Here is a 22,168-nt window from a genome sequence, read left to right on the forward strand (position 1 = left end):
CGCGTATCGGGAAAGCAGTGGAGGCTCCATCGACGGGAAGGAGGAGAGTCACGAGAGGGACCCAGGAAGGGTCCCTCTCGTTTCCGATCGATAAGTTTTCAGGACGTTTCGGAACGTCCTGAAAACTTGCTCCGGCCGTCAAAAAATTTTTTGACAGCCGGAGCGCCCGGCGCTGTCCGTTCACCCGGTCTGGATCTGGTCCAGGACGATGACGAGGCCCACGCTGTCCAGCTGGAGGTGGGAGGTGCTGCCGCGGTAGAGGTCCGCGATGCCGCCCACGGCGTCCAGCCGCCCCTCCGGCAGGCAGAAGAGCGTGCCCCCGCCCGCGGCCAGGAGGTAGTGGGCCTTAGGCGCGGAGCTCTCCTTATCCAGGCCGCTGACATGGAAGAAGGTCCCGCCGCCGATCTCCACCGCGCCCTGGTCCTGGAGGAGGTACGCGTCCTCCCCCATGTGCCGGGCGGCCAGGCCGCTGTCCTCCAGGATGTAGCGGCAGAAGGCGCAGCCGGCCTGGCGGTAGCGGTCCAAGGCGGTCTGCGCATCGAAGCCGCCGTCCTGGGTGGAGATGGCGTCATAGAAGGACAGGCCCTTGTGGCAGAGGAAGATCTGGTACTCGATCTTCCCGCCGTACCGGTCCTCGAAGACGCGGTACCAGCGCTGGGCCTCCGCCTCCTCCACCAGCTCTCCCAGGGCGGCGACGGCCTCCTCCGCCCCCAGGAGGGGCAGGTCGATGAGATAGGCCCCCGGGGCCTCGCCGATGCCGCCGCCGAAGCCCCCGGCGCTGTCGAAGCGCAGGCCCAGGCCCCGCTCCTCCGCGAAGTCCTCCATGGCCCGCATGATTCGGATGTGGGGATAGTCCGTCCGGTAGCCGGGCCAGTCCCCGCTCCGTTCCCCGTCCTTCTGGACCCAGAAATAGAGGCTGGGATCCGAGGCCGGGGCGAAGATGTGCCGGTAGTCCTCGCCGCCCAGGGGGCGGAGGAAGGGCTCCCCCAGGTCCTCCTCCAGCCACGCCAGGGACTGGGCCTCCCACCGCTGGGCCGACTCCTTTTCCTGGAGATCCCGATAGGTGTCCCGGACGGAGAGGCCGACGGCCAGGAGGGCGAACGCCGCCAGGATGGAGGAGCAGACGGCGATCACGGCCTTCCGCCAGGGAGGGTAGCTCCGCCAGGCATTGCGCCAGGCGCTCTTGGACCGGGCCATCCGGCGCTTGTCCCCCCGGCTCACATCCAGGAGGCGGTAGAGGCGGGCATACATCGGGTACTTCGAGGCGTTCTGGGCCTCGTAGGCGAGGAAGATCTCCCTCCGGATCTCCGGGGAGAGGTCCGGATGCTGCTCCAGGAAGTCCTCCAGGGCGAAGACGAGGTCGATGTTGGCCCGGACGCTCAGGAACGCCGGCGCATCGAGGAACCGCCGCCACACGGAGGGGGACGCGCCGCTGGCGTACAGCAGCTCCACGGTGTGGACCGCCGTCAGCACCGCCGACCAGGACTCCTCCTCTTCGGCGGCCTGCTGCCGCCGGGCCTGCTGCTGGGCGGCATAGCGGGAGCGGTTCTTTTGCCGGAGCTCCTCCAGCTTCCGGCGGCGGGCCTCCCGGGCCTCCGCCTCCCCCTCGGCGAAGAGGCGCTCGTAGTCCCAGTCGGCGGAGGAGGGAGCGCCTCCCTCCGCTGCCGGCCGCTCCCGGTCCCCCAGGAGCTCATCATAGTCCCACTCGGGGGCCCGGTCGTCCTCTTGGGTCTGCCGGGGGGGCTCCTCCCGGTCCTGCGGCGGTCCGCTGTGCCCCCGGCCCTCTTCCTCCTCCGGCCCTCCCGGGTCCTGCGGCGGGGGGACGGGCCGGGGCGGGGCCTCCGGCTCCGCCGGGGCCGTCCGGGCCGCTCGGGCATAGCGGCTGGCCTCCTGATAGGCGGCGTGGAGGCGCTGGAAACCCTCGGGATCCTCCTCGGGGTGGGCGGTCTTCAGGCGCTGGGCATAGGCCCGCCGGATCGAGTGCAGATCCGCCGGGCCGGACAGGCCCAGCGCGTCCCAGGGCCAGCTCACAGCTCCTCATCCTCCTCGCCGCCGAAGGGCTCCGGCGGCGGCAGGGCCGCGTCCCCCAGGTACGCCTCCACCTGGTCGAAGGAGCGGTCCAGCCGCTTGGTGGCCTTGGCGATCTTCAGCGCCTCCTGGCTGGAGAGGACCCGCTGGTACCAGTCCAGCAGTTCCCCCACCCGCTCCCGCAGGCCCCCGACGGTGACGGCGTACAGCCGCTCGCCCCGGGCCAGCATGGCCCGGTTCTCCTCCTGCTCCCTGGGGTGGAGCTTCAGGCGGGACAGCTCTTTGAGCCGCCGCTCCGCCTCCTGGGGGGTCATGTCCCGGCCCTGGAGGACCAGGCGCTCGGCATGGCCGGCCTCGTTGACCACCTCCACCTCCAGGAGGCCGTTGATGTCGTAGGTGAAGCGGATGCACACCGACTGCCGGCCCCGCGGGGCCGGGGGCACGGGGATCAGGAGGCTGCCCAGCAGGACGTCGTCCGCGCAGTAGCGGCCCTCCCCCTGGTAGATCTGCACGTCCACCTTGTCCTGGCCGTCCCGGATGGTCCGATAGATGCCCATCTTGCTGGTGGGCAGGACGCTGTTGCGCTCGATGATGGGGCTCATCAGGTCCCGGCCCGGCTCGCTCTCGTTGTACCGGGCCACCCCCAGGGTGAAGGGGCACACGTCCGTGAGGACCAGCTCCTTCAGCCCCTCCGCCCGGGCCTTCATCCCGGCGCACACGCCCACGCCCAGGGCGATGGCCGTGTCGGGGCGGCTGTCCTTGACCGGCTCCTTGCGGAGGGAGCGGGCGATGTAGCGCCGCACGGCGGGCATATGGCTGGAGCCGCCCACCAGGACCAGGTCGTCCACCTCCTGGGGGGAGATGCCGCTGTCGGTGAACACCCGCTGGATGGGGGCGGTCATCCGCCGGAAGAGGGCCCCGCTCTTGCGGATCAGCCACTCGTTGGAGAGGGTCAGGGCGGCGGAGATGGTCCCGTCGTCCACGGACATGATGACCATCTCCTGGCTCGTCAGGGCGATCTTGCAGGTCTCCGCCTGCCGGATCAGCAGCTCCCGCTGCCGGGGGGCCAGGGCGGCGAAGTCCAGCCCGCAGTCTTCGCAGAAGCCCTTGGCGACGGCCAGGTCGAAGTCGGCCCCGCCCAGGCGGACGTCCCCGCCGACGGCGGTGACGCTGACCACGCCGCCGAAGCGCTCCACCAGGGACACGTCCAGGGTGCCGCCCCCCAGGTCGAAGACCAGGCAGACCTTGTCCTCCTCCCCCTCGCTGATGCGGGCGGAGAGCGCGGCGGCGGAGGGCTCGTTCACCAGCCGCTCCACCTTCAGCCCCGCCAGGGCGGCGGCGCGCTTCGTGGCGGCGCGCTGGGCCTCGGCGAAGTAGGCGGGGACGCTGACCACCGCCTCCTCCACGGGCTCGCCCAGGTACGCCTCCGCGTCCCGGCGCAGGGAGCGCAGGACCAGGGAGGACAGATCCTCCGGCGTGAAGGTCCGGCCCCCCAGGTCATAGGTCTTGGAGGTGCCCATGCACCGCTTGAACCGGGCGGCGGTCCGCTCCGGGTGGGAGATCAGGCGGTCCCGGGCGGCGCGGCCCACCAGGATGCTCCCGTCCTCGTCCACGCTGACGACGCTGGGGGTCAGGGGCTCCCCGGCGGCGTTGGGGATGAGCTCGCTGCGCCCGTCCCGCCAGACGGCGGCCAGGGAGTTGGTGGTGCCAAGATCGATGCCGATGACGGCCATGTGAGATCACCGCTTTCCTAAGTTTTGCCGTGCCCCGGATGGGGCCGGGGCGGAGGGGCGCTCCGCTTGGATGCGTCCCCATCGTACCACGTCCGGCGGAGGACCGCAAGGCCCCTCAGGGCCCCTGGTCGGGACCGGCGGTCTTGAGCCGGGCCAGCAGGCCGTCCGCGAAGCGCCCCAGCCGCGCCTCGATCCCCGGCAGGGCCAGGGCGGCCCCGGCGTCGTTGGCGGTCTCCAGGAGGATGGAGCCCGGCGGGAGCCAGAAGCCCTTGTTCAGGCACAGGGCCGAGACCACCTGACTGGCCACGATGTCCCCGCCGGAGTAGCCGGAGACCACGATGGCGGCGACGGCCTTGTCCTCGAAGGAGGTGGTGCGGTAGAGGGCGGTGAGGCGGTTCACGGCGGCGGTGAGGTTGGCGGAGAGGGCGTCGTTGTAGTTGGGGCAGAGGAGGACCACCGCGTCCGCCTCCCGGATGGCGGGGAAGACCTCCTGGACCATGACGCCGCCGTAGAAACAGCCCCCCTGCTCCCCGAAGTGGAGGCAGGTGGTGTAGGCGCACCCGGCGCAGTCCTCCAGCGTCCCGTTCCGCAGGCCGATCTCCGTGACGGCGCAGCCCGCCGCCTCCAGGCGCTCCCGGACCCGGCCCCAGAGGGCCAGGGTGTTGGAGGTCGCCCGGCTGGAGGCGTGGAGGGCCAGGACCTTGGGCCGCGCCCGCCTGGGGGGCGCGAAGGCCAGCACCCGCTCTGCCAGGGAGGAGACCGCCCGGCGGTAGGCTTCGGCGAGGCCGCACCCGGCGTTCCCCGCCTGGACGGTGAAGTTCCGCAGGTCCCCCGTGGCCTCCACCAGGGGACGGCCCGGGAAGGCGCAGCCCGCCAGGCTGGCGGCCAGGACCAGCTCCCGCCCGGCGGCCTTCGTGTACAGGTCCCCGGCCCCGTCGACGACCACGCCGCCCACGCTGCCCCGCAGACAGCCGGGATGGTCCCGCAGACGGCCCAGGAGGGCGTACAGCTCCCCGCTGACCCCGCTGGCCGGCAGGGAGGAGGCGAAGAGGAGCCGCCGGCCCTCCAAAGATCCGCCCTCCCGCCAAAAGCGGACCTCCCGCCCCGCCAGGGCGGCGGACAGGACCTCCCCCAGCCGCCCCTCCAGGGGGCCGGGACCGGCGACGACGGTCAGCTCCCGCCCCGAAGGCGCTCCCCCGCTCATGGCAGCCCCCTCAGCATCCGCTCCGTCTCCTGGAGGCGGGCGAAGAGGGCGTCCGGCATCGCCAGCGTCTCCACCTCCAGGCCGTAAGGCGTGAAGCGGCTGCGGCAGCCGAACCACACGCCCCCCAGGGGCACGGAGCCGCAGTGCCACTGCCCCCGCAGGGCCAGCAGCAGCTGCATGGCCCCGGAGGACACGGCGGGGGCCACGTAGGGCTTGAAGCCCAGGTCCCGGATGCGGAGGTTGGCCTCCAGGGCGAGGCGGGTCAGTTCCCGGGACAGGCCGTCGTCATACCGCTCGATGGAGTCGGCGACGACCAGTCCCTCCCCGTGGGGGCCGAAGGTCCGGCCCTCGGTCAGGAAGGAGGCGAAGCGGGGGTCCCGCTTGGCGAAGTAGGCCGCCCGGGCGTTCATCACCCCCAGGCCGAAGCCCTGGACCTGCTCCGGCAGGAGGCCCAGGTGGTCCAGCGCCCCGTCCGCCCCGGTGTTGGAGGCCCGCCAGACCGCCCGGCACAGGGGGTCCACCGGGTCGCTGAGGACGATGAACAGCCCCCGGAAGCCCGCCTCCCGCGCCTGGCGGGCGAAATGCTCCGCCAGGGGGCGGTTGGCCTCCAGCTGGGCCATGCGCACGTCCGCCACGCCGCTGCCCACCGGCGGGACGGCCCTGGCAGCGGCGAAGAGGAACACGTCGCAGTCGAAGAGCGCGCGCTCGGACACGGGCTCCACCTCCGGCAGGGCGCCGTAATCCCAGGGCCAGGCGATCTGGCCCATCTCCGCCTCCCAGCGGGCCGCGGCGGCCTCGTCCAGGTCCCGGATGCCGATGGCCGAGACCACGTCCCCCCCCAGCAGCTTCAGGGCGGTGAGCAAGGTGGCGCCCACGTCCCCCAGGGCCAGGAGGTGGACCCGCTTCTTCCCGGCCCTGGGCGTGACGAACTCCAGCGCCCGCTCCCAGCGGGGGCGCCGGACGTCCACCGCCGTCAGCCGGCCCGCCTCCAGGGCGGAGCGGGCCTCCTCGGTCAGCGCCGGGGCCTCCGCCAGCCGCCGGGGATCCAGCCAGTGGATGCCGGCCTCCGTCAGCTGGCGGGGGTCCGAGGGCCTCCAGGCGGCGGGGGCCCGGGCGGGATCGCCCTCGATCGGGTACAGTGTTCGTTCCAGCATAGCGTCTCCTCCCTTTCGTCCGGTCATCGCAGGAACTCCCGCATCCGGTCCAGCTGCTGGAGGTCGCTCTCCAGGCAGACCGAGGCGGACAGGTTCGGGTCATAGCGCAGGGCCGCCCCCTTGTCCGGGCTCAGGGGCAGGATCACCGCCTCGCTGAGCCGGGAGAGGGTCAGGTTCCGGGCGCAGCGCTCCCGGTAGGCCCGCTCCAGGGCCAGCAGGAGGCTGCGGCTGTTCTCGATGCAGGTCCGCGAGAAGCGGAACACCGCCTCCTGGGCGCACTCCTGGTAGAACCGGGGGGAGGCGTAGGGCAAGATCAGGTTCACCGCCGGGGTCAGCCCCGGGACGGAGGCCGCCGCCTTGTCCACGGCGTCCCCGCCGATGAAGGGGTACATGGTGGACTCCACGAACCAGGCCCGCAGGTCCGGCACGAAGTAGACGCTGTCCGCCGTCCTCCCCCGGGCGGTCATCAGGTCCCGGCCCCGGCCGGAGAGGAGGCCCACCACGCAGCGGTCGATCTCCAGCTCCTCCCGCCGGAAGAGGGGGTCCAGGGCGTTGAAGCGGTTGCCGGTGTGGAGCAGGTCGTCCACCAGCATGACGGGGCGGCGGAAGGAGCGGATGGTCCGGATCTGGCTCTCCAGGGGCGCGTAGCCGGGGAAGGGCGCGATGGAGAACGAGCGCAGGTCCGGGGCGAAGACCTTGTCGGTGTGGATGGTCTTGGTGACGGTGTTGGGCACGGCGTTGCCCCGGAGGATCTTGCCGAAGGGCACGCACATCTTGGGGCCCAGGACCCTGGGCGTCTGGGGCTCGGCGGGGACGCCGTTGGCCTCCGTCAGCTTCCGGACCAGGCGGTGGTAGATGACCTCGGCGTTCAGCGACAGCACCAGCTTCCCCGGGTACAGCCCGCAGACGGCCTCCTGGAAGCGGGCGTGGGCCTCCTGGATGGCGGCGAGGACCTGCCGGTCCGAGGAGAAGGGCTCTTTCAGGGTGGTGGCGATGTTCTGCACCAGCACCGCCGGGGAGCGCATGTCCGCCAGCAGCAGGTCGCGGGGGCTGCCGATGTCCGCCGGGAGGAAGCCCTGGCGCCGGAGGAGCTCCGGCACGCCGGGGGTCTGCCCCCACCAGACGGCGTAGCCGCAGTCCTCCGCCTCCGCCTGGGACAGCGCCTCCGTCAGCAGGAGCTGGGGGACGTCGTAGTTCCCGCCGGGGGTCCGGACGGCCCAGAGCCCCGTCAGCAGGAGGATGCGCCCGGCGGTGCGGGTGCGGACGTAGTTGGCCAGCTCCTCGCTGGCGAAGGTCTCGTAGAGGCCGCCGGAGCTGACGGTCCGCCCGGTCAGCAGGCCCAGCAGCCGGGGGCGGGGCGCGGTCGTGCGCAGGAGGAAGAGGCGGTCCCGGGGGTCCGGCCTGGGGGCCGCGCCGCCGAACGCCGCCTGGAGCTCCTCCCAAAGCGCCGGGCTCAGGGACTCGGCCTGGGAGAAGTCCAGGAGGCTGGCCCGGACCAGCTGCTTGTACTGGGGCTCCCGGAGGTAGAGGCTGTTGCGGTAGATCAGGTCCTGGACGGTGGGATCGACCAGGATGGAGATGTCCCGGCCCAGGTCGATGTTGTCCCGGATGCGGGTGGAGCTGATGTCCTCCAGGTGGGTGGGGAGCTGGAGCTGGACCACCCGGCCGGTGATGCAGGACAGGTCCGCCTCGATCTCCCGGCCCTCGGCGTCGCTGGAGCGGCGGAAGACGATGTGGTTCATGGAGTGGACGGAGCCCTCGCTGGGGGCCGCTTTGTAGGACGAGGCGCCCGCCACCACGTCGGAGCCCACCACCAGGTACAGCTCCCGCCCCCGGAAGACCTGCCGCAGGCGGAGGAGGTCCTCAGGCGTGGCCAGGTTCACGGGGATGTCGTGGGGGAAGAGGTAGACGCCGAACTCGTCCGCCACGGACATGCTGACGATCTGCCGCCGGATGAGGGAGGGCTGGGCCTTCTTGGACCAGGAGAACTCGTCCACGGCGAGGTAGACCTCCATCCCCAGGTCCCGGATGGCGGTGACGATGCCCTTGTGGGAGAGGGAGAAGGGGTCGAAGGTGCCGGGGAAGAAGGCCGCGGCCTTGTCCCGCCAGTCGAAGGCGAAGGGGCCGCTCTCGATGCGGTGCTTCACGGCGAAGCGGTAGATGTGGGAGAGGGCGGCGGCGGTGTAGAAGAAGGTCAGCGGCCGCTCCGGCTGTTCGCCGATGAGGAAGAGGAGCTTTTTCGCCACGAGGGTGAAGAGGCTGGCCTTGTCCTCATAGGACAGCACCTTGGAGGCGAAGAGCCCCTCGCCCAGGACCCGCAGGGCCTCCTGCCGCACGGGCTCCATGCAGGAGGCCAGCCCCTTGAGGAGGAGGCCCGCCATCCGCTGGCGGCGCTGGCGCAGGGCCTCCTCCGGCTCGCGGAAGCGCTTGGCGTAGACGGAGTAATGCTCCAGCACGGCCCCCACGGTGGTCAGGGCGACGACGGCCACATAGGCGCTGGAGGAGGAGAGGAAGCGCAGCAGCTCGTCCAGGATCTCGTCCAGCTCCCGGGGGGGGAGCCACAGCAGGAACCGGCCCAGGTAGCCGGGGATGTACTGGGCGATCTCCGACTGGCCGGTCTCCAGGGCCTCGCACAGCTCCACGGCGACCTCGTTGCGCCGGGCGGGGGACAGCATCGGGGCGATCTCCAGCAGGGCGCCGCCCGCCAGGCGGCGGACCACCACGTTCTCGCTGACCTTGACGAGGTTGGAGAAATGGGTGGCGATGTGGAGGGCGGCCACGGCCTCCCCCTGCCGGGCCTGGTCCAGCAGGTACTCCACGCCCACGGCCTTCAGCACCCAGGGCGTGGCGGTCTTCAGGTTGTCCAGGAAGACGCCGCTGGCGGCGTCCCCCTGGTCCAGCAGGCGCTGGTGGGCGGAGACGTCCAGGCCCAGGAGCCGCCCCAGCCGGGACTGGAGGTAGAGCAGGGGCGTGGAGGACCGGCAGTCCGCCTCCTCCACGGCGGCGGCGATAACGTTCCACGGCCGGGAGCCCTCCCCCAGCACCGGCAGGAGGCGGCGGCTGAGGCGCATGGCGGCGGCCTGCTGGGGGGCCTCCCCGCTCTTGAGCCACCAGGCGGCGAAGTCCGTGAGCCGGTCCAGGTCCCGGCGGTCCAGGCGCTCCATGGGCAGGTTCAGCGCCGTGTTCAGCAGGGCGAAGGCCCCCTCGGGGTCCTCGGCGGCGGGGTCCTGGTAATGGCGGAAGAGCAGCTCGGCGAAGCGGGGGAAGTCCTCGTCGGAGCACCCGCCCAGCAGCTCGTCCGCGGCGGTCTTGGCCTGATAGCGGATCATGCTGATCTGCCGGGGGGTCAGGCGGCGGTCCGGGTGGATGAGCTTTTCCAGGTGGTCCGCCCACAGCTCGAAGGGCCGCTCCTCCTGAGGGCTGGGGGGCACGCCCTGGGGGCGCTCCTTCTTATAGCCGGAGAGGAACTTGGACAAGATCTTCCCCATCAGCGCCGCCGCCTGGCGGCGGATGTCGCCGTCGGGCTGGAGGAGGAGCTCATAGAGGAAGCCCAGGGTCTGCTCCTTCTGCTCCACGGTCCAATAGGTGAAGTATTCCCGGAAGATGGCCACGTAGGCCCGGATGCGGGCGGGGTCCTTCTCGCCCCGGGCCGCCTCCAGGGTGCCCACGAAGAGGCGCTCCCGGCTCAGGCGGTGCATCAGGCGGATGTTGTGGTCCACGGCGGTGCGCCGCAGGGCCAGGACCACCTCGTCCTCGTCCATCAGGGCGGGGTCCTTCTGGGGCAGGGGCGGCCCCCCGGCGGTCTCCAGCCCCACGTCCACGCCGAAGGTCTCCAGATAGCCCTCGAAATCCCGGAGCTTCAGGTAGACGTAGTCGTACCGCCGGCGCTTGGCGGCGTCCACGTCGTCCAGCTTGGCGAGGATGACATCGAAGGCGTCCTGGAGGGAGAAGAGCCTGGCGGCCTCCCCGCCGCCGGGGAGGCGCTCCTGCTTCACCCGGAAATCGGCGTAGACCAGGACCAGGGACTCGGAGGACAGGTCCTCCAGCTCCAGGTCCCAGACGGAGTGGTTGGCGGCGATGCGGCCCAGGGCCCCCAGCCCCCGCCAGGTGAACCACTGGTCCGTATAGTAGTAATGGAGGTAGGGCACCCGCTCCCCCGGCTTGCAGCCGAACTTGCCGATGTCGTGGCCCGCGGCGGCGGCGGAGATCAACCCCAGGTCGATCTTCCCGCCCCCGGCCTTGAAGGCCCGGGAGACCGTCATGGAGACGTGGTGGACCCCGGCGATGTGCTCCAGGGTGCGGAAGGGCGTCACCTCCCGGCCCAGGCGGAGGAGCTCGTAGACGTACTCCTCCCGCCAGCGGCGGAGGAAGAGGCGGTAATCCTCCGCCACGGCGCTGGCCGCTTGCTCCCCCTCCGTGCAGAAGGCGAAGTCCAGCCAGGGGTCGAAGGGCAGGGCCTGCCGCTCCGCGTCGAAGAGGGTACGCAGGAACTGGAGGAAGCACAGCGCGCCGTCCCGCTGGGCGGGGCTGTGGGCAGGGTCCTCCTGAGGATAGAGCAGGGAGCAGGCCACCCGGTAGGCGTAGAGGGCCCAGCCCTCCTCCGGCTCCGGGGCGATGGCGTCCAGGAGGGGCCGGAAGGGCTCCAGCGCCTGGGCGCAGGTGAGGCGCTCCCGGATGGGCAGCAGGGGCGCCAGCGTCCCGCGCCAGTCCAGACCGCTGAAGAGGGCCGCCGCGTCCGCCTGGGGGCGGGCCAGCTTCCGCAAAAGGGCCTCCTCCCGGAAGGCGCGGGCCATGTCGAGGCATAGCTGTTCCATGAGTACCTCCGTTCCGCCGGGGCGGCAGTGTTTCCTCCAGTATACCGTATTTCCCCGCCGGGGGGAAGAGGGAAATGGGGGACCGTCCGCTCTTTTCAGGTCCATGCGGCCGCCCCGCTTGACGCCCGCCGCCGTGTGTGTTACGATGGCGCGGTCTTAGGACCTGTATCCGCGGCCGCTGAACGCCGTCTGAGCGGTCTTTCCACCGCCGTACCGCGCCGCGCCCCTTGCCATACGCCGGTATGGCTGCGGGAGATCTCCTTGTCTGGCGGGGAAGATCCCCGCACATCCGGCATCCCCGGCCATGGATGCAGGTCCTTATCTGCGGGAGGTGCTTTCGTCATGAGCGTATTTTTTTATGGCTGCGTCAGCCTGGACGGCTGTCTGGCCGACCGGGACCACGGGCTGGGGTGGCTCTATGAGACCGGGACGGTGGAGGAGACGGGGTATGAGGAGTTTTACCGGGAGATGGACGTGACGCTGATGGGGCGGCGCACCTTCCGGGAGCTGGAGGCGGCGGGGGATCCCGCCGCCGTGTATCCCGCCACGGAGAACTATGTCTTCACCCACAGGCCGCTGTCCCGGGAGGGCTTCACGCCCGTCTGCGGGAGCGTGCCGGAGTTCGTGGAGTCGCTGGGCGGGGACAGGAACATCTGGGTGGTAGGCGGGAACACCCTGTTGGCGCCGCTCCTGGAGCGGGACATGGTGGACCGCATGATCGTCCAGATCGCCCCGGTGCTGCTGGGCGGCGGCGTGCCGCTCTTCACGCAGGGGCTCCCCCTGCGGCGGTTCCGCCTGGACGGCGTGCGGCGGTACGGACCGTTCGCGGAGCTGTCTTACAGCAAGGCTTAGATCAGGACGGACGAGCGCCGCCTCCTGCGTCAGGGAGACGGCGCTCGTCCTCAGGGCGTCGGGGAGGCTCCCCCGACGCTCCGGTGGGTCACCAGCGGTTCCGGAGCGCGTCCTGGTGGCTCCCGTCCGCCAGGCGGACGAAGCGCACGAACAAGGACACCTTGTTGTCCGGATGCAGCGCCTCCCACACCTGGTCCGCCAGGGCCTCCGGGCCGTCCGCGTCCAGGCGGACGCGCTCCGGATCCCCCTCGAAGGAGGGCAGGGGGTCCCCGTCGCCCATGTAGGTGTGGAGGAAGCGGCCCTCTCCCGCCAGGGGCGCGTCATAGTGGTAAAGATACCGGCAGCAGCAGGCGGGGTCGCCCTCGGCGCTTTTCAGGATGGAGAGCTGGAAGCTCCCGTCGGGGCTCAGCAGGCCGGAGATGCGGGGGGTGTAGTTGGGGGCGTCCGGCTCGAAGGTGCGGCTCCTCAGCGCCTCGGCGAAGGTGCGGCCCTCCAGGAGGCAGTCCCGGATGGTGTCCGTCTGGTCGCCGTTGGTGACGATGAGGCCCCGGCCGATCTTGCGGACGGGATGATAGATGATGAGGCTGGGGTCCGTCATCCTGGCGGGGTCGTGGGCCTCGGTGCGGATGCCGTCCTCCGTGGGGGTGAAGATCCGGTTCCGGGAGTTCTCGCTCCGGCCCATGATGAAATACACGGCCACGGCGTGCCCGCCGCCGGCGCTCTTGCCCAGGACGATGCCCCGTCCCGGATAGGGGTTGCCTTTCAGCAGCTCCAGCAGGTCTTGCTTTTCCATATCGGTCCTCCTTATCGGTCGAAGGGTCTCAGTCCATCGAGAGCGATCCCTTCCGCTCCCGCCAGTCGGGGAGCCAGCGCTCCAGCAGGGCGTAGAACCCCGGCCCGTGGTTCTTCTCCCGGATGTGGCAGAGCTCGTGGACCACCACCAGCTCGATGGCCTCCTCCGGACAGGCCATCAGGAAGCAGGAGAAGCACAGGCTGTCCTTCCCGCTGCAGCTCCCATAGCGTTTGCGGGCCGTGGTGACCTTGAAGCCGGTGGGGCGCACGCCCATCCGCTGGCTCCAATAGGCGATCTTGGGAGGCAGGACCTCCCTGGCCTTCGCCTTCATGGCCTCGATCTGCGCCGCGGTGGGGGCGGGGGGGCGGTCGGCGGCCCGCCGGCGCTGGAGCGCCAGGTGCTCCTCGATCCAGGCGGCGTGGGCCGTCACGAAGGCGTCGATCCTGGCCTGGGAGCAGCGCATGGGGGAGCGGACCAGGACGCGGCCGTCCCCCGTGATCTCCAGCGCCAGGGTCTTCCGGCGGGAGCGGATCAGTTCATAACGTTCCATTTCCATATCTCGATAGCGCGGCCCTCTCGTGTCTGCGCTCCGGCCCGGGCGGCGGGCCCGGGCCGGGGCGGCGTCAAAAGTCCTTCTTCTTCCCCTTCGCCGTGTCGCAGTAGGCACAGCGGTAGACGTGCTTCTCCGGGTCGCTGAGCAAAAACACCGCGTCCAGCTGGGGCTCCGCCACGGTGATGCACCGGGGGTTCTTGCAGCGGATGATGTTCACCAGCTTCTTCGGCGGCTCCAGCCGGCGCTTCTCCACCCGCTCGCCGTTTCGGATGATGTTGACGGTGATCTTGTCGTCGATATAGCCCAGCACGTCCACGTCCACGTCCATGGGGGAGTCGATCTTGATGATGTCCTTCTTCCCCATCCGGCCGCTGCGGACGTTCTTGATGATGGCGACCGAGCAGTCCAGCCGGTCCAGATGGAGGTACTTGTAGATGTCCATGCTCTTGCCGGCCTGGATGTGGTCCAGGACGACGCCGTTTTGGATGCTGTCGATGTTCATGGAGTCCTCCCCTCTCTCAGACGCGGATGTCCAGCAGCTTCATGATGAGCGCCATGCGGATGAACTTGCCGTTCCTCACCTGCTTCCAGTAGGCGGCCCTGGGGTCCTTGTCCACCGCCACGGAGATCTCGTTCACCCGCGGCAGGGGGTGGAGGATGGACAGGTCCGGCTTGGCGTCCTCCAGCTTCTCCGGAGTGAGGATATAGCTGTCCTTCAGGCGGAGGTAGTCCTCCTCGTTGAAGAAGCGCTCCTTCTGCACCCGGGTCATGTAGAGGATGTCCAGCTTGGGCATCACGGACTCCAGGTGCTCCGTCTGCTCATAGGGGATGCCCCGCTTTTTCAGGGCCTCCTCCTTCACGTAGCGGGGGAGCTTCAGCTCCTGGGGGGAGATGAGGACGAACTCGATGTGCTCGTACCGGCTGAGGGCGTTGACCAGGGAGTGGACGGTACGGCCGAATTTGAGGTCGCCGCAAAAGCCGATGGTGAAGCCGTCCAGCCGCCCCTTCTCCCGGTGGATGGTGAGCAGGTCCGTCAGGGTCTGGGTGGGGTGGTTGTGCCCGCCGTCCCCGGCGTTGATGATGGGGACCTCGCTGAACTGGGCGGCGGCGTAAGGCGCGCCCTCCTTGGGGTGGCGCATGGCGATGATGTCGGCGTAGCAGCTGACGGTGTGGACGGTGTCGCCCACGGTCTCGCCTTTCGCGGTGGAGCTGGAGGCGGCCTCGGAGAAGCCCAGCACGCTGCCGCCGAGGGCCAGCATGGCGGACTCGAAGGAGAGGCGGGTGCGGGTGGAGGGCTCGAAGAAGAGGGTCGCCAGCTGCTTGTGGGCGCAGGCGTCCTGGTATTTGGCGGGGCGGGCGAGGATGTCCTCCGCCGTGGCGATGAGTTCGTCGATCTCCTCCACGGAGAGGTCGGTGACGTCGATGATGTTCCTGGGCATAGATGCTCCTTTCCACGGTGTGGGGCCGTTCGGTGGATCGCGGGAGGCCCGCGGCGGGCCCGGCGGGTCGGGTCGGATGGGGGCGCGGCCTATCCCGGTAGGATCCAGCTCTCGTCCGAGGGATCCGCCCGGAACTTTTTCAGCCGGTCGATGTCCTCGGGCCGGATCTTCCCCTCCGCGGCGGCGATGTCGCACACCGCGTCGAAGTTGGACAGGCTGTGGTTGGACACCCCGGCCGCCGCCAGGCGCTCCAGGCCCTTCCGGAGGCCGTAGGTGAAGATGGACGCGATGCCCAGCACCTCTGCCCCGGCGTCCCGCAGGGCCTCCACCACATCGATGCAGCTCCCCGCCGTGGAGATCAGGTCCTCCACGACCACCACCCGGGCGCCGGGCTCCAGCTTCCCCTCGATGCGGTTGCGCCGCCCGTGGTCCTTGCCGCTGGAGCGGACGTAGCCCATGGGCAGGCCCATGAGGTGGCCCACGATGGCCGCGTGGGCGATGCCCGCCGTGGAGGTGCCCATCAGGACCTCCACATTGGGATAGTGCTTGCAGATGAGGTCCACCAGCCCCTCCTCCACGTGGCCCCGGACCTCCGGGGCGGTGAGGGTCAGGCGGTTGTCGCAGTAGATGGGGCTCTTGATGCCGCTGGCCCAGGTGAAGGGCTCGTCGGGCCGCAGGAAGACCGCTCCGATGGAGAGCAGGTCGTGGGCGATGGTCTGTTCGCGGGTCATAGCTTCATCCTCCTTTTCATCGATCCGCCCCGCTCAGAGCGGGAGCTCATAGAGCAGGAAATCCGTCAGGCCGGTGTCCTCGTAGAAGAGCTTGACGGCGCCCATGTACCGGAACCCGGCGGCGGTGTAGAGCTTCTGGGCCGGGAGGTTCCCCGGCAGCACGTCCAGGCGGATGGCCTTCCGGCCCGCCTCCTTTGCCAGGCGGATGGCCCCCCGGACCATCTCCCCGGCGATGCCCTTCCCCTGGAAGCTTGGGGAGACTCCCAGGGCATGGACGATGGAGACCTCTTCCGGCTCCGCGTCCACGGCCCAGGGAATGGTCTCATAGCCGGGGGTGCAGGCGTGGTTGATCACCATGGCCCCCGCCAGGGCCCCCTCCAGCCAGGCGGTGTACAGCTCGCCGTTCCCCAGGGAGGCACGGAGGAACTCCTCCGATGGATAGATCCCCTTCTTCCAGGCGGGGAGGTATCTCGAACCCGCCATGCCGTCGATCAGGCCGTCGTAGAGATCCCGGACGGCCTCGTGATCGGCGGGGGCGGCTTTTCGGATCTCGATCATGCCGGCCCTCCGTCAGCCCAGGAACTCCCGGACGGCCCGGCGGTAGGCTCCCACCGGGTCCTCCGCCTGGGTGATGGGACGGCCCATGACGATGTAGTCGCAGCCGTTCTTTGCCGCCTGCTCCGGGGTCATGATCCGCTTCTGGTCCCCCGCGTCCCCGCCGGCGAAGCGCACGCCGGGGGTGACGGTGCAGAAGGACGGGCCGCAGCGCTCCTTGACCAGCGCCGCCTCCAGGGGGGAGCAGACCACGCCGTCCAGGCCGCTGGCGGCGGCGTTCCCGGCGTAGGCCAGGACCGTGTCCGCCATGGGCGCGCCGATCAGCAGCTCGTCCTTCAAAGCGGCGGCGTCCGTGCTGGTGAGCTGGGTGACGGCGATGAGCAGGGGGCGCGTCCCGTCGGGGCGGGTCAGGCCCTCCAGGGCGGCCTCCATCATGGCGCGGGTCCCGGCGGCGTGGAGGTTCACCATGTCCGCGTCCAGCCGGGAGAGGACCGCCATGGCCCGCTTGACCGTGTTGGGGATGTCGTGGAGCTTCAGGTCCAGGAAGATCTTGTGTCCCCGGGCCTTGATCTGCCGGACGATGTCCGGCCCCTCGGCATAGTAGAGCTCCATACCGATCTTCACGAAAGGCTTCTCCTCCCGGGGGAACTTGTCCAGGAAAGCCAGGGTCTCCTCCCGCGTGGGGAAGTCCAGTGCGATGATAACGTCCTTAGCCATGATGCGCGCCTCCTGTCAGATCGGATAGTTTCGCCGCGCCCAGCCGCCGGCACACGGCGGGCAGGTCCTCGACGATGGTCTTGCAGAGATAGGGGTCCCGCAGGTTCGCGGCCCCCACCTCCACGGCGCTGGCCCCCGCCAGCAGCATCTCCGCCGCCGCCTCCGCGCTGTCCACGCCGCCGCAGCCGATGATGGGCAGGTCCACCGCCTCGTACACGTCCCAGACCATCCGCAGGGCCACCGGGAACACGGCGGGGCCGGAGAGCCCCCCGGTGCGGTTGGCCAGGACCGGGCGCTTCGTGTCAAGGTCGATCCGCATCCCCAGTAGGGTGTTGATGAGGCAGAGGCCGTCGGCCCCCTCCCCCGCGCAGGCCCGGGCGATCTCGGCGATGTCCGTGACATTGGGGCTGAGCTTCATGAACACCGGCTTCTTCGTGGCGGCCCGGACCGCCCTCGTCACGGCGGCGGCGGACTTCGGGTCGGAGCCGAAGTTCCTCCCCCCGGCGTGGACGTTGGGGCAGGAGATGTTGATCTCCAGGATCGCCGCCTGGTCCACGGCGTCCAGCATCCGGCAGTTCCCGGCGTATTCCTCCAGGGAAAAGCCGCAGACGTTCGCGATCACCGGACCGTGGAAGATCTTGGCGATGTGGGGGACCTCCTCCCGGAGCACCGCCTCCATGCCGGGGTTCTGGAGGCCCACGGCGTTCAGCATCCCGGCGGGGGCCTCCGCGATGCGGGGCTGGGGGTTGCCGGGACGGGGGTCCCGGGTGGTGCCCTTCCAGGAGAAGGAGCCCAGGATGTCCAGATCGTAAAGCTCGGCGAACTCCCGGCCATAGCCGAAGGTGCCGGAGGCGGGGATGACGGGGTTTTTCAGCTCCACCCCCGCCAGGCGGACACTCAGGTCCATGAGATCTCCTCCTTCCGGAACACGGGCCCGTCCTTGCAGACCCGGCGGGGCCCGGCCTCCGTCTGGATGGTGCAGCCCACGCAGGCCCCGAAGCCGCAGGCCATCCGGGCCTCGAAGCTGAACTGGCCCCCGGCGGCCTGGGGCAGGGCGGCGACGGCCCTCAGCATGGGCGTGGGGCCGCAGGCCAGGACGTAGCGGCAGTCCGGGAGCCCTTCCAGCACGCCGGTGACGAAGCCTGGGGCCCCCAGGCTCCCGTCCTCCGTGGAGGCCAGGGCCCGGCACCCGAGGGCGGCGAACTCCTCCAAATAAAAGGCGTCCCGCCGGGAGCGGAAGCCCAGGACCACCGTGGGGGCCGGGCCCGCCGCCGCCATCCGTCTCGCCAGGCCGTACAGCGGCGCGATGCCGATGCCGCCGCCCACCAGGACGGCGCCCTCCGGCGCGGCGGCGGGGTCGAAGCCGTTCCCTAAGCCGGAGAGCGTGTCCAGCCCGGTCCCGGCGGGGAGGCGGACCAGCTCCCGGGTGCCCGCGCCCGCCTCCTTCACCAGCAGGGTCAGGCCCTCCCCGTCCCAGTCGCAGACGGAGACGGGGCGGCGGAGGAACCTCCCCGGCAGCCCGATGTCGACGAACTGCCCCGGCGCGGTGACGGCGGAGGTGTCCCCGGCCAGACGGAGCTCCCACACGTCCCCGGTCAACCGCCGGGTCCGCTCCAGGGTGAAGACCGACTGCTTCATACGCTCCCTCCTTCCGGGCGGTCATAGCCCCGGACGATCCCCATGGTCCCGTTCGGGGAGGGGGCCAGGCCCGCGGGGAAGACGATCTCCCCATCCACCAGCGTCATGACCGCGGCGGCGTCCACCCGCCGGCCCGCGAAGGGGGTGGCCCGGCCCAGGGAGCGGAAGCCCTCCGGGTCCACCACGCCGCGGAAGCCCAGGTCCAGCACCGTCAGATCGGCGGGCTGGCCCGCCTCGATGGCCCCGCCGGGGAGGCCGAAGATCCGCCGGGGGCTGACGCACAGGGCGTCCAGGATCGTGCTCAGGGGGACCTTCCCGGTCTCCACCAGCTCCGTGTACAGCACCGGGAAGGCGCACTCCAGGCCCACCACGCCGTTCAGGCTCCCCCGGAGGCCCTTGGCCTTCTCCTCCGCCGAGTGGGGGGCGTGGTCCGTGGCGATGCAGTCCACCGTCCGGTCCAGCAGGCCCTCGACGAGGGCGTCCCGGTCGGCGGCGGAGCGGATCGGGGGGTTCATCTTGAAGCGCCCATGGTCCTCCAGGTCCTCGTCGCACAGGACCAGGTAATGGGGCCCCGTCTCGCAGGTGACGGGCAGGCCCTCCGCCTTGGCCCGGCGGATCAGGGCCACGCTCTCTTTCGTGGAGACGTGGCAGACGTGGTAGCGGCATCCCGTCTCCCGGACGAGCCGGATGTCCCGCTCCACCTGCCGCCACTCGCTGGCGGGGTCGTTGCCGGGGAGGCCGTGCCGCCTGGCGAAGGCCCCGTCGTGGACGCACCAGCCTCCCCGCAAAAGGGACTCGTCCTCGGCGTGGGCCGCGATGGGCCGGTCCAGCGCCTTGGCCAGGAGCATGGCCCGCCGCATCATCTCCTCGGACTGGACGCCCCGGCCGTCGTCGGAGAAGCCGGGGACGTAGGGGGCCATGCCCTCCAGGTCCGCCAGGGACTCCCCCGCCTCGCCGCGGGTGATGGCCCCGTAGGGATAGACGCGGACGGCGGCCCCCCGGGCGATGGCGTCCCGCTCCGCCTGGAGGGCCTCCGGTCCGTCGGGCACGGGGCGGAGGTTCGGCATGGCGCAGACGGCGGTATACCCGCCCGCGGCGGCGGCGGCGGTGCCGGAGGCCACCGTCTCTTTATAAGAAAAACCAGGCTCTCGAAGATGGACGTGGACATCAACGAGACCTGGGACGAGGGAGAGGTGATCCAATTCGATGACGGCGGCGCCGTCTCTGGGAAGGGAGGGGGAAACGGAAACAATACGGCCCTGGGAAACGGCGACATCCAGAGGCTGGAAGCCCCCGTCGCGGAAGACGGACCCGCCGGTCAGCAGCAGACGCATAGACATCCTCCTTCTCCTGATTTTCTCGAAAAGACATCATATCGGAAAACGGCGGCTTTGTCAACCGCCTCCCGGTAAAAAGATCCCCCGCCCGTGTAGGGAGGGGGAGGGACCGCAGGGTCACGCCTCGTAGAGTTCCTCGTCGGCGTAGTCGTCGTACTCGGAGCTGAACCTCTTGCGCAGACGGTTCTTCACGCCGCAGCAGCCGACGCTGAGGTCGTGCCAGCCGCCGATCAGCAGGCAGACGAAGGCGGCGAAGGCCAGGCTGGCGCCGATGATCTTCATGACCATGCTCGCGGTTTTGCTCATAACAGCTTCCTCCTGATTTTTAGGATCCCATCCATCATACACTATCCCCGGCCGTTTTACAAGGGGGATCTCGTGAAAAAAATATCTTTACATCGTGTAACCCTTTTGGTAAACTATACGATGCGTATAAGAATCGATCGAGAAGGAGCGTCCGACTATGAATCCAGAGTTTTCCCGCACCCTGTCCCTGCTGCGGCAGGAGAAAGGCGTCAGCCAGCGTCTCGCCGCCGGGGAGCTGGGCATCTCCCAAGCCCTCCTCTCCCACTATGAGAACGGCATCCGGGAGCCCGGCCTGGCCTTCGTGGTCCGGGCCTGCGACTATTACAACGTCTCCGCCGATTTCATCCTGGGCCGCACCCTCTCCCGGGAGGGCAACATGCTGACCGAGCAGGACATCCTGGACGCCGCCGAGCCCAGGAGCAACCTCCGGGGCAGCGTCCTGGCCACCCTCCAGAGCAAGCTGCTCTCCGGCGCGGTGAGCGTGCTGTTCGAGCTTTTGGGCAAGCTGGGGGACAAGGCGGCGATCAACGCCGCCGCCGCCTACCTCGGCAGCGCCGTCTACCAGCTTTACCGCCACCTCTACCGGGCCTCCGGGGCCAACGAGGGGTACTTCGCCCTGGACCCCAACGCCTGCGCCCTGGGGCTGTCCGACGCGGACACGAAGCTCTCGGAGTCCCGCTTCGCCGCCGCCCTGCGGGAGCTGAAGGCCAAAAAGGCGGAGTTCCCGGACCTGTCCTCCCCGGCGATCAACGCCGCCTATCCGGGGCGCTGCCAGAGCCTGACCCAGGTCCTCAGCACCGCGGACGCCCGGCTCACCGCCCTGTCGAAGCAGCCTTGATATGGTGTTTCAGTCGTTTGGTTTCCTGGCCTTCCTCCCGGTCGCGGCCGGCGTGTGCCTGAGCGCGGCCCGGCGGTCGCGGCCGGCCGCCGTGAGGTGCCTGACCGCCGCCGGCCTGGTCTTCTACGCGGCGGGAGGCGGCTGGGGGGCGCTCCTGGTCCTGGCGGCGGGGCTGGCGGTGTCCGCCGCCGCGGTCCGTGTCCTCACGGCGGAGGACGTCCGGGCCCTGCCGGGCGGCGGCGGGCCGCGCACGCGGGGGGATGCCCGGTCCGCTGCCCGCCGCCGCCTCTGCCTGGTCCTGGCGGCGGCATGGCACATCGGCGTGCTGACGGCGTTCAAGTACACCGGCTTCCTCACCGGCGGGCGGATCTCCCCGGGCTGGGCCCCGCTGGGCCTGAGCTTCTTCACCTTCCAGCAGCTGTGGCTCTTGAAGGAGGCGTACACCGGCGGCTTCCGCCCCGGCCCGGGGGACAGCCTGGCCCTTTACGCCTTCTTCTTCCCCACGGTGGTCTCCGGGCCCATCCTGAAGCCCCAGGCGTTCTTCCCCCAGCTCCATGGGGAGGGGGCCTTCCGGCCCGGCGGGCGGGATCTGGCCGCCGGGCTCTATGCCATCGCCGCGGGCACCGCGAAGAAGGTGCTGCTGGCGGACAACCTGGGGACCGTGGTGGACAGCGGCTGGGAGCACCTGGACCAGCTCTCCGCCCCCGCCGCCTGGCTGGTGATCCTGGGGTATACCCTGCAGCTGTACCTGGATTTTTCCGGCTACTGTGACATCGCCGCCGGAGCGGCCCGCCTGCTGGGCTTCCGCCTGCCGGCGAACTTCGACGCCCCCTACCGCAGCCTCTCCATAAACGAGTTCTGGAAGCGCTGGCACATCACCTTGACCAGCTTCCTCCGGGAGTGCCTGTACTTCCCCCTGGGCGGCAGCCGCAAGGGGACCGGGCGGACCTATCTCCATATCCTGATCGTCTTCCTGGTCAGCGGCCTCTGGCATGGGGCGGGCTGGACCTTCCTGATCTGGGGCGGGCTCCACGGCCTGGGCCAGATCGCCGAGCGGGCCTGGGGCGCGGGACGGGAGAGGGTGCCGGGGCCCCTGCGCTGGGCGATGACCTTCCTCTTCGTCAATATAGCCTGGGTGTTCTTCCGGGCCCCCGACGTCCCCGGGGCGCTGGCGCTGCTGCGGGCTGCTGTCTCCGCCGGGCTCGATCCGCCCGCCGCCTGGCTGACGGCGGACGTGTTCGCCAAGGAGGCGGAGGGATTGGTGATCCTCCTGCCCGGGGCGAGGCACTGGATCGGCAAAGCGCTGAGCGGCGGGCTGTTCGGCGTGTCGCTGATCGCCGCGCTCCGGCCCGGGACCGGGCGGGCAGAGGGGCCCGCGCCCTCCGCCTGGGGGGCGGCGGCCATGGCCCTGCTGGCGGCCTGGTCCATCCTGTCCTTCACCAGCGTCGCCACGTTCATCTATTCCAACTTTTGAGG

19 protein-coding genes are annotated in these 22,168 nt (G+C 70.3%); 3 read left to right on the forward strand and 16 right to left on the reverse strand.

Features of this window, described 5'->3' with window-relative positions:
• Window positions 1-180: 180 nt before the first annotated feature.
• The 5 genes from QZ332_RS04705 to QZ332_RS04725 all read right to left on the reverse strand — a co-directional run bounded on the left by QZ332_RS04705 (window position 181) and on the right by QZ332_RS04725 (window position 10,933).
• A complete protein-coding gene (locus QZ332_RS04705; RefSeq protein ID WP_295762991.1) occupies window positions 181-2,031 on the reverse strand; it encodes a J domain-containing protein in 1,851 nt (616 codons plus the stop codon).
• Entirely contained in the window at window positions 2,028-3,761 is a 1,734-nt protein-coding gene (locus tag QZ332_RS04710; protein WP_295762993.1) for an Hsp70 family protein, read from the reverse strand. Before QZ332_RS04710 ends, QZ332_RS04705 begins: the two co-directional genes overlap by 4 nt.
• Before the next feature lie 115 nt (window positions 3,762-3,876).
• On the reverse strand, window positions 3,877-4,965 hold the full coding sequence (locus QZ332_RS04715) for a flavodoxin family protein (RefSeq protein WP_295762994.1): 1,089 nt from the start codon (window positions 4,963-4,965) through the stop codon (window positions 3,877-3,879).
• On the reverse strand, window positions 4,962-6,119 hold the full coding sequence (locus QZ332_RS04720) for a lactate dehydrogenase (protein ID WP_295762995.1): 1,158 nt from the start codon (window positions 6,117-6,119) through the stop codon (window positions 4,962-4,964). The genes QZ332_RS04715 and QZ332_RS04720 overlap by 4 nt, the downstream gene beginning before the upstream one ends.
• Window positions 6,120-6,142: 23 nt before the next feature.
• Window positions 6,143-10,933, reverse strand: a complete 4,791-nt coding sequence (locus tag QZ332_RS04725) for a cytidyltransferase-related domain protein (RefSeq protein WP_295763001.1) — start codon at window positions 10,931-10,933, stop codon at window positions 6,143-6,145.
• A gap of 342 nt (window positions 10,934-11,275) precedes the next feature.
• Between QZ332_RS04725 and QZ332_RS04730 the strand changes: the two genes are divergently transcribed.
• Window positions 11,276-11,785, forward strand: a complete 510-nt coding sequence (locus tag QZ332_RS04730) for a dihydrofolate reductase family protein (RefSeq protein WP_295763004.1) — start codon at window positions 11,276-11,278, stop codon at window positions 11,783-11,785.
• Between the two features lie 88 nt (window positions 11,786-11,873).
• Here QZ332_RS04730 and QZ332_RS04735 read toward each other — a convergent pair whose 3' ends face one another.
• From QZ332_RS04735 to QZ332_RS04785, 11 genes are all read right to left on the reverse strand, one after another.
• Window positions 11,874-12,578: an IMP cyclohydrolase gene (locus QZ332_RS04735; protein ID WP_295763005.1), complete on the reverse strand. Its 705-nt coding sequence runs from the start codon at window positions 12,576-12,578 to the stop codon at window positions 11,874-11,876.
• Window positions 12,579-12,606: 28 nt separating this feature from the next.
• Window positions 12,607-13,128 carry a M48 family metallopeptidase gene (locus QZ332_RS04740; protein WP_295763012.1) on the reverse strand — a complete coding sequence of 174 codons (522 nt, stop codon included), beginning with the start codon at window positions 13,126-13,128 and terminating at the stop codon, window positions 12,607-12,609.
• A 73-nt stretch (window positions 13,129-13,201) separates the two neighbouring features.
• Window positions 13,202-13,633, reverse strand: coding sequence for an aspartate carbamoyltransferase regulatory subunit (locus QZ332_RS04745; protein ID WP_295763014.1), 432 nt, complete (start codon window positions 13,631-13,633; stop codon window positions 13,202-13,204).
• Between the two features lie 16 nt (window positions 13,634-13,649).
• Entirely contained in the window at window positions 13,650-14,570 is a 921-nt protein-coding gene (gene pyrB / locus QZ332_RS04750) for an aspartate carbamoyltransferase (protein WP_295763017.1), read from the reverse strand.
• A gap of 89 nt (window positions 14,571-14,659) precedes the next feature.
• Complete coding sequence (gene pyrE / locus QZ332_RS04755) at window positions 14,660-15,301, reverse strand: orotate phosphoribosyltransferase (RefSeq protein WP_295763020.1); 642 nt, start codon at window positions 15,299-15,301, stop codon at window positions 14,660-14,662.
• A 33-nt stretch (window positions 15,302-15,334) separates the two neighbouring features.
• Window positions 15,335-15,859, reverse strand: a complete 525-nt coding sequence (locus QZ332_RS04760; protein WP_295763023.1) for a GNAT family N-acetyltransferase — start codon at window positions 15,857-15,859, stop codon at window positions 15,335-15,337.
• 12 nt (window positions 15,860-15,871) lie between these two features.
• A complete protein-coding gene (pyrF, locus tag QZ332_RS04765) occupies window positions 15,872-16,573 on the reverse strand; it encodes an orotidine-5'-phosphate decarboxylase (RefSeq protein WP_295763026.1) in 702 nt (233 codons plus the stop codon).
• Complete coding sequence (locus QZ332_RS04770) at window positions 16,566-17,480, reverse strand: dihydroorotate dehydrogenase (protein WP_295763029.1); 915 nt, start codon at window positions 17,478-17,480, stop codon at window positions 16,566-16,568. The genes pyrF and QZ332_RS04770 overlap by 8 nt, the downstream gene beginning before the upstream one ends.
• Entirely contained in the window at window positions 17,471-18,211 is a 741-nt protein-coding gene (locus tag QZ332_RS04775; protein WP_295763032.1) for a dihydroorotate dehydrogenase electron transfer subunit, read from the reverse strand. The genes QZ332_RS04770 and QZ332_RS04775 overlap by 10 nt, the downstream gene beginning before the upstream one ends.
• Window positions 18,208-19,545, reverse strand: a complete 1,338-nt coding sequence (locus QZ332_RS04780; RefSeq protein ID WP_295763036.1) for a dihydroorotase — start codon at window positions 19,543-19,545, stop codon at window positions 18,208-18,210. The genes QZ332_RS04775 and QZ332_RS04780 overlap by 4 nt, the downstream gene beginning before the upstream one ends.
• 120 nt (window positions 19,546-19,665) lie before the next feature.
• A complete protein-coding gene (locus QZ332_RS04785) occupies window positions 19,666-19,854 on the reverse strand; it encodes a hypothetical protein (protein WP_295763038.1) in 189 nt (62 codons plus the stop codon).
• A gap of 157 nt (window positions 19,855-20,011) precedes the next feature.
• Between QZ332_RS04785 and QZ332_RS04790 the strand changes: the two genes are divergently transcribed.
• Window positions 20,012-20,692: a helix-turn-helix domain-containing protein gene (locus QZ332_RS04790; protein ID WP_295763039.1), complete on the forward strand. Its 681-nt coding sequence runs from the start codon at window positions 20,012-20,014 to the stop codon at window positions 20,690-20,692.
• 1 nt (window position 20,693) lies between these two features.
• Window positions 20,694-22,166 carry an MBOAT family protein gene (locus tag QZ332_RS04795; protein ID WP_295763040.1) on the forward strand — a complete coding sequence of 491 codons (1,473 nt, stop codon included), beginning with the start codon at window positions 20,694-20,696 and terminating at the stop codon, window positions 22,164-22,166.
• Window positions 22,167-22,168 lie beyond the last annotated feature (2 nt).

Origin of the sequence: uncultured Oscillibacter sp., from assembly GCF_910584465.1 — a bacterium.
Lineage (GTDB): Bacteria > Bacillota > Clostridia > Oscillospirales > Oscillospiraceae > Oscillibacter.

Bases quoted from the DNA above. Each gene is read 5' to 3' on its own strand.
- QZ332_RS04715 (WP_295762994.1), bottom strand. From the start codon at position 4,965: ATGAGCGGGGGAGCGCCTTCGGGGCGGGAGCTGACCGTCGTCGCCGGT.
- QZ332_RS04745 (WP_295763014.1), bottom strand. From the start codon at position 13,633: ATGAACATCGACAGCATCCAAAACGGCGTCGTCCTGGACCACATCCAG.
- QZ332_RS04710 (WP_295762993.1), bottom strand. From the start codon at position 3,761: ATGGCCGTCATCGGCATCGATCTTGGCACCACCAACTCCCTGGCCGCC.
- QZ332_RS04725 (WP_295763001.1), bottom strand. From the start codon at position 10,933: ATGGAACAGCTATGCCTCGACATGGCCCGCGCCTTCCGGGAGGAGGCC.
- QZ332_RS04780 (WP_295763036.1), bottom strand. From the start codon at position 19,545: ATGCGTCTGCTGCTGACCGGCGGGTCCGTCTTCCGCGACGGGGGCTTC.
- pyrF (WP_295763026.1), bottom strand. From the start codon at position 16,573: ATGGCTAAGGACGTTATCATCGCACTGGACTTCCCCACGCGGGAGGAG.
- QZ332_RS04760 (WP_295763023.1), bottom strand. From the start codon at position 15,859: ATGATCGAGATCCGAAAAGCCGCCCCCGCCGATCACGAGGCCGTCCGG.
- QZ332_RS04795 (WP_295763040.1), top strand. From the start codon at position 20,694: ATGGTGTTTCAGTCGTTTGGTTTCCTGGCCTTCCTCCCGGTCGCGGCC.
- pyrE (WP_295763020.1), bottom strand. From the start codon at position 15,301: ATGACCCGCGAACAGACCATCGCCCACGACCTGCTCTCCATCGGAGCG.
- QZ332_RS04790 (WP_295763039.1), top strand. From the start codon at position 20,012: ATGAATCCAGAGTTTTCCCGCACCCTGTCCCTGCTGCGGCAGGAGAAA.
- QZ332_RS04730 (WP_295763004.1), top strand. From the start codon at position 11,276: ATGAGCGTATTTTTTTATGGCTGCGTCAGCCTGGACGGCTGTCTGGCC.
- QZ332_RS04735 (WP_295763005.1), bottom strand. From the start codon at position 12,578: ATGGAAAAGCAAGACCTGCTGGAGCTGCTGAAAGGCAACCCCTATCCG.
- QZ332_RS04740 (WP_295763012.1), bottom strand. From the start codon at position 13,128: ATGGAACGTTATGAACTGATCCGCTCCCGCCGGAAGACCCTGGCGCTG.
- QZ332_RS04770 (WP_295763029.1), bottom strand. From the start codon at position 17,480: ATGGACCTGAGTGTCCGCCTGGCGGGGGTGGAGCTGAAAAACCCCGTC.
- QZ332_RS04785 (WP_295763038.1), bottom strand. From the start codon at position 19,854: ATGAGCAAAACCGCGAGCATGGTCATGAAGATCATCGGCGCCAGCCTG.
- QZ332_RS04775 (WP_295763032.1), bottom strand. From the start codon at position 18,211: ATGAAGCAGTCGGTCTTCACCCTGGAGCGGACCCGGCGGTTGACCGGG.
- QZ332_RS04720 (WP_295762995.1), bottom strand. From the start codon at position 6,119: ATGCTGGAACGAACACTGTACCCGATCGAGGGCGATCCCGCCCGGGCC.
- pyrB (WP_295763017.1), bottom strand. From the start codon at position 14,570: ATGCCCAGGAACATCATCGACGTCACCGACCTCTCCGTGGAGGAGATC.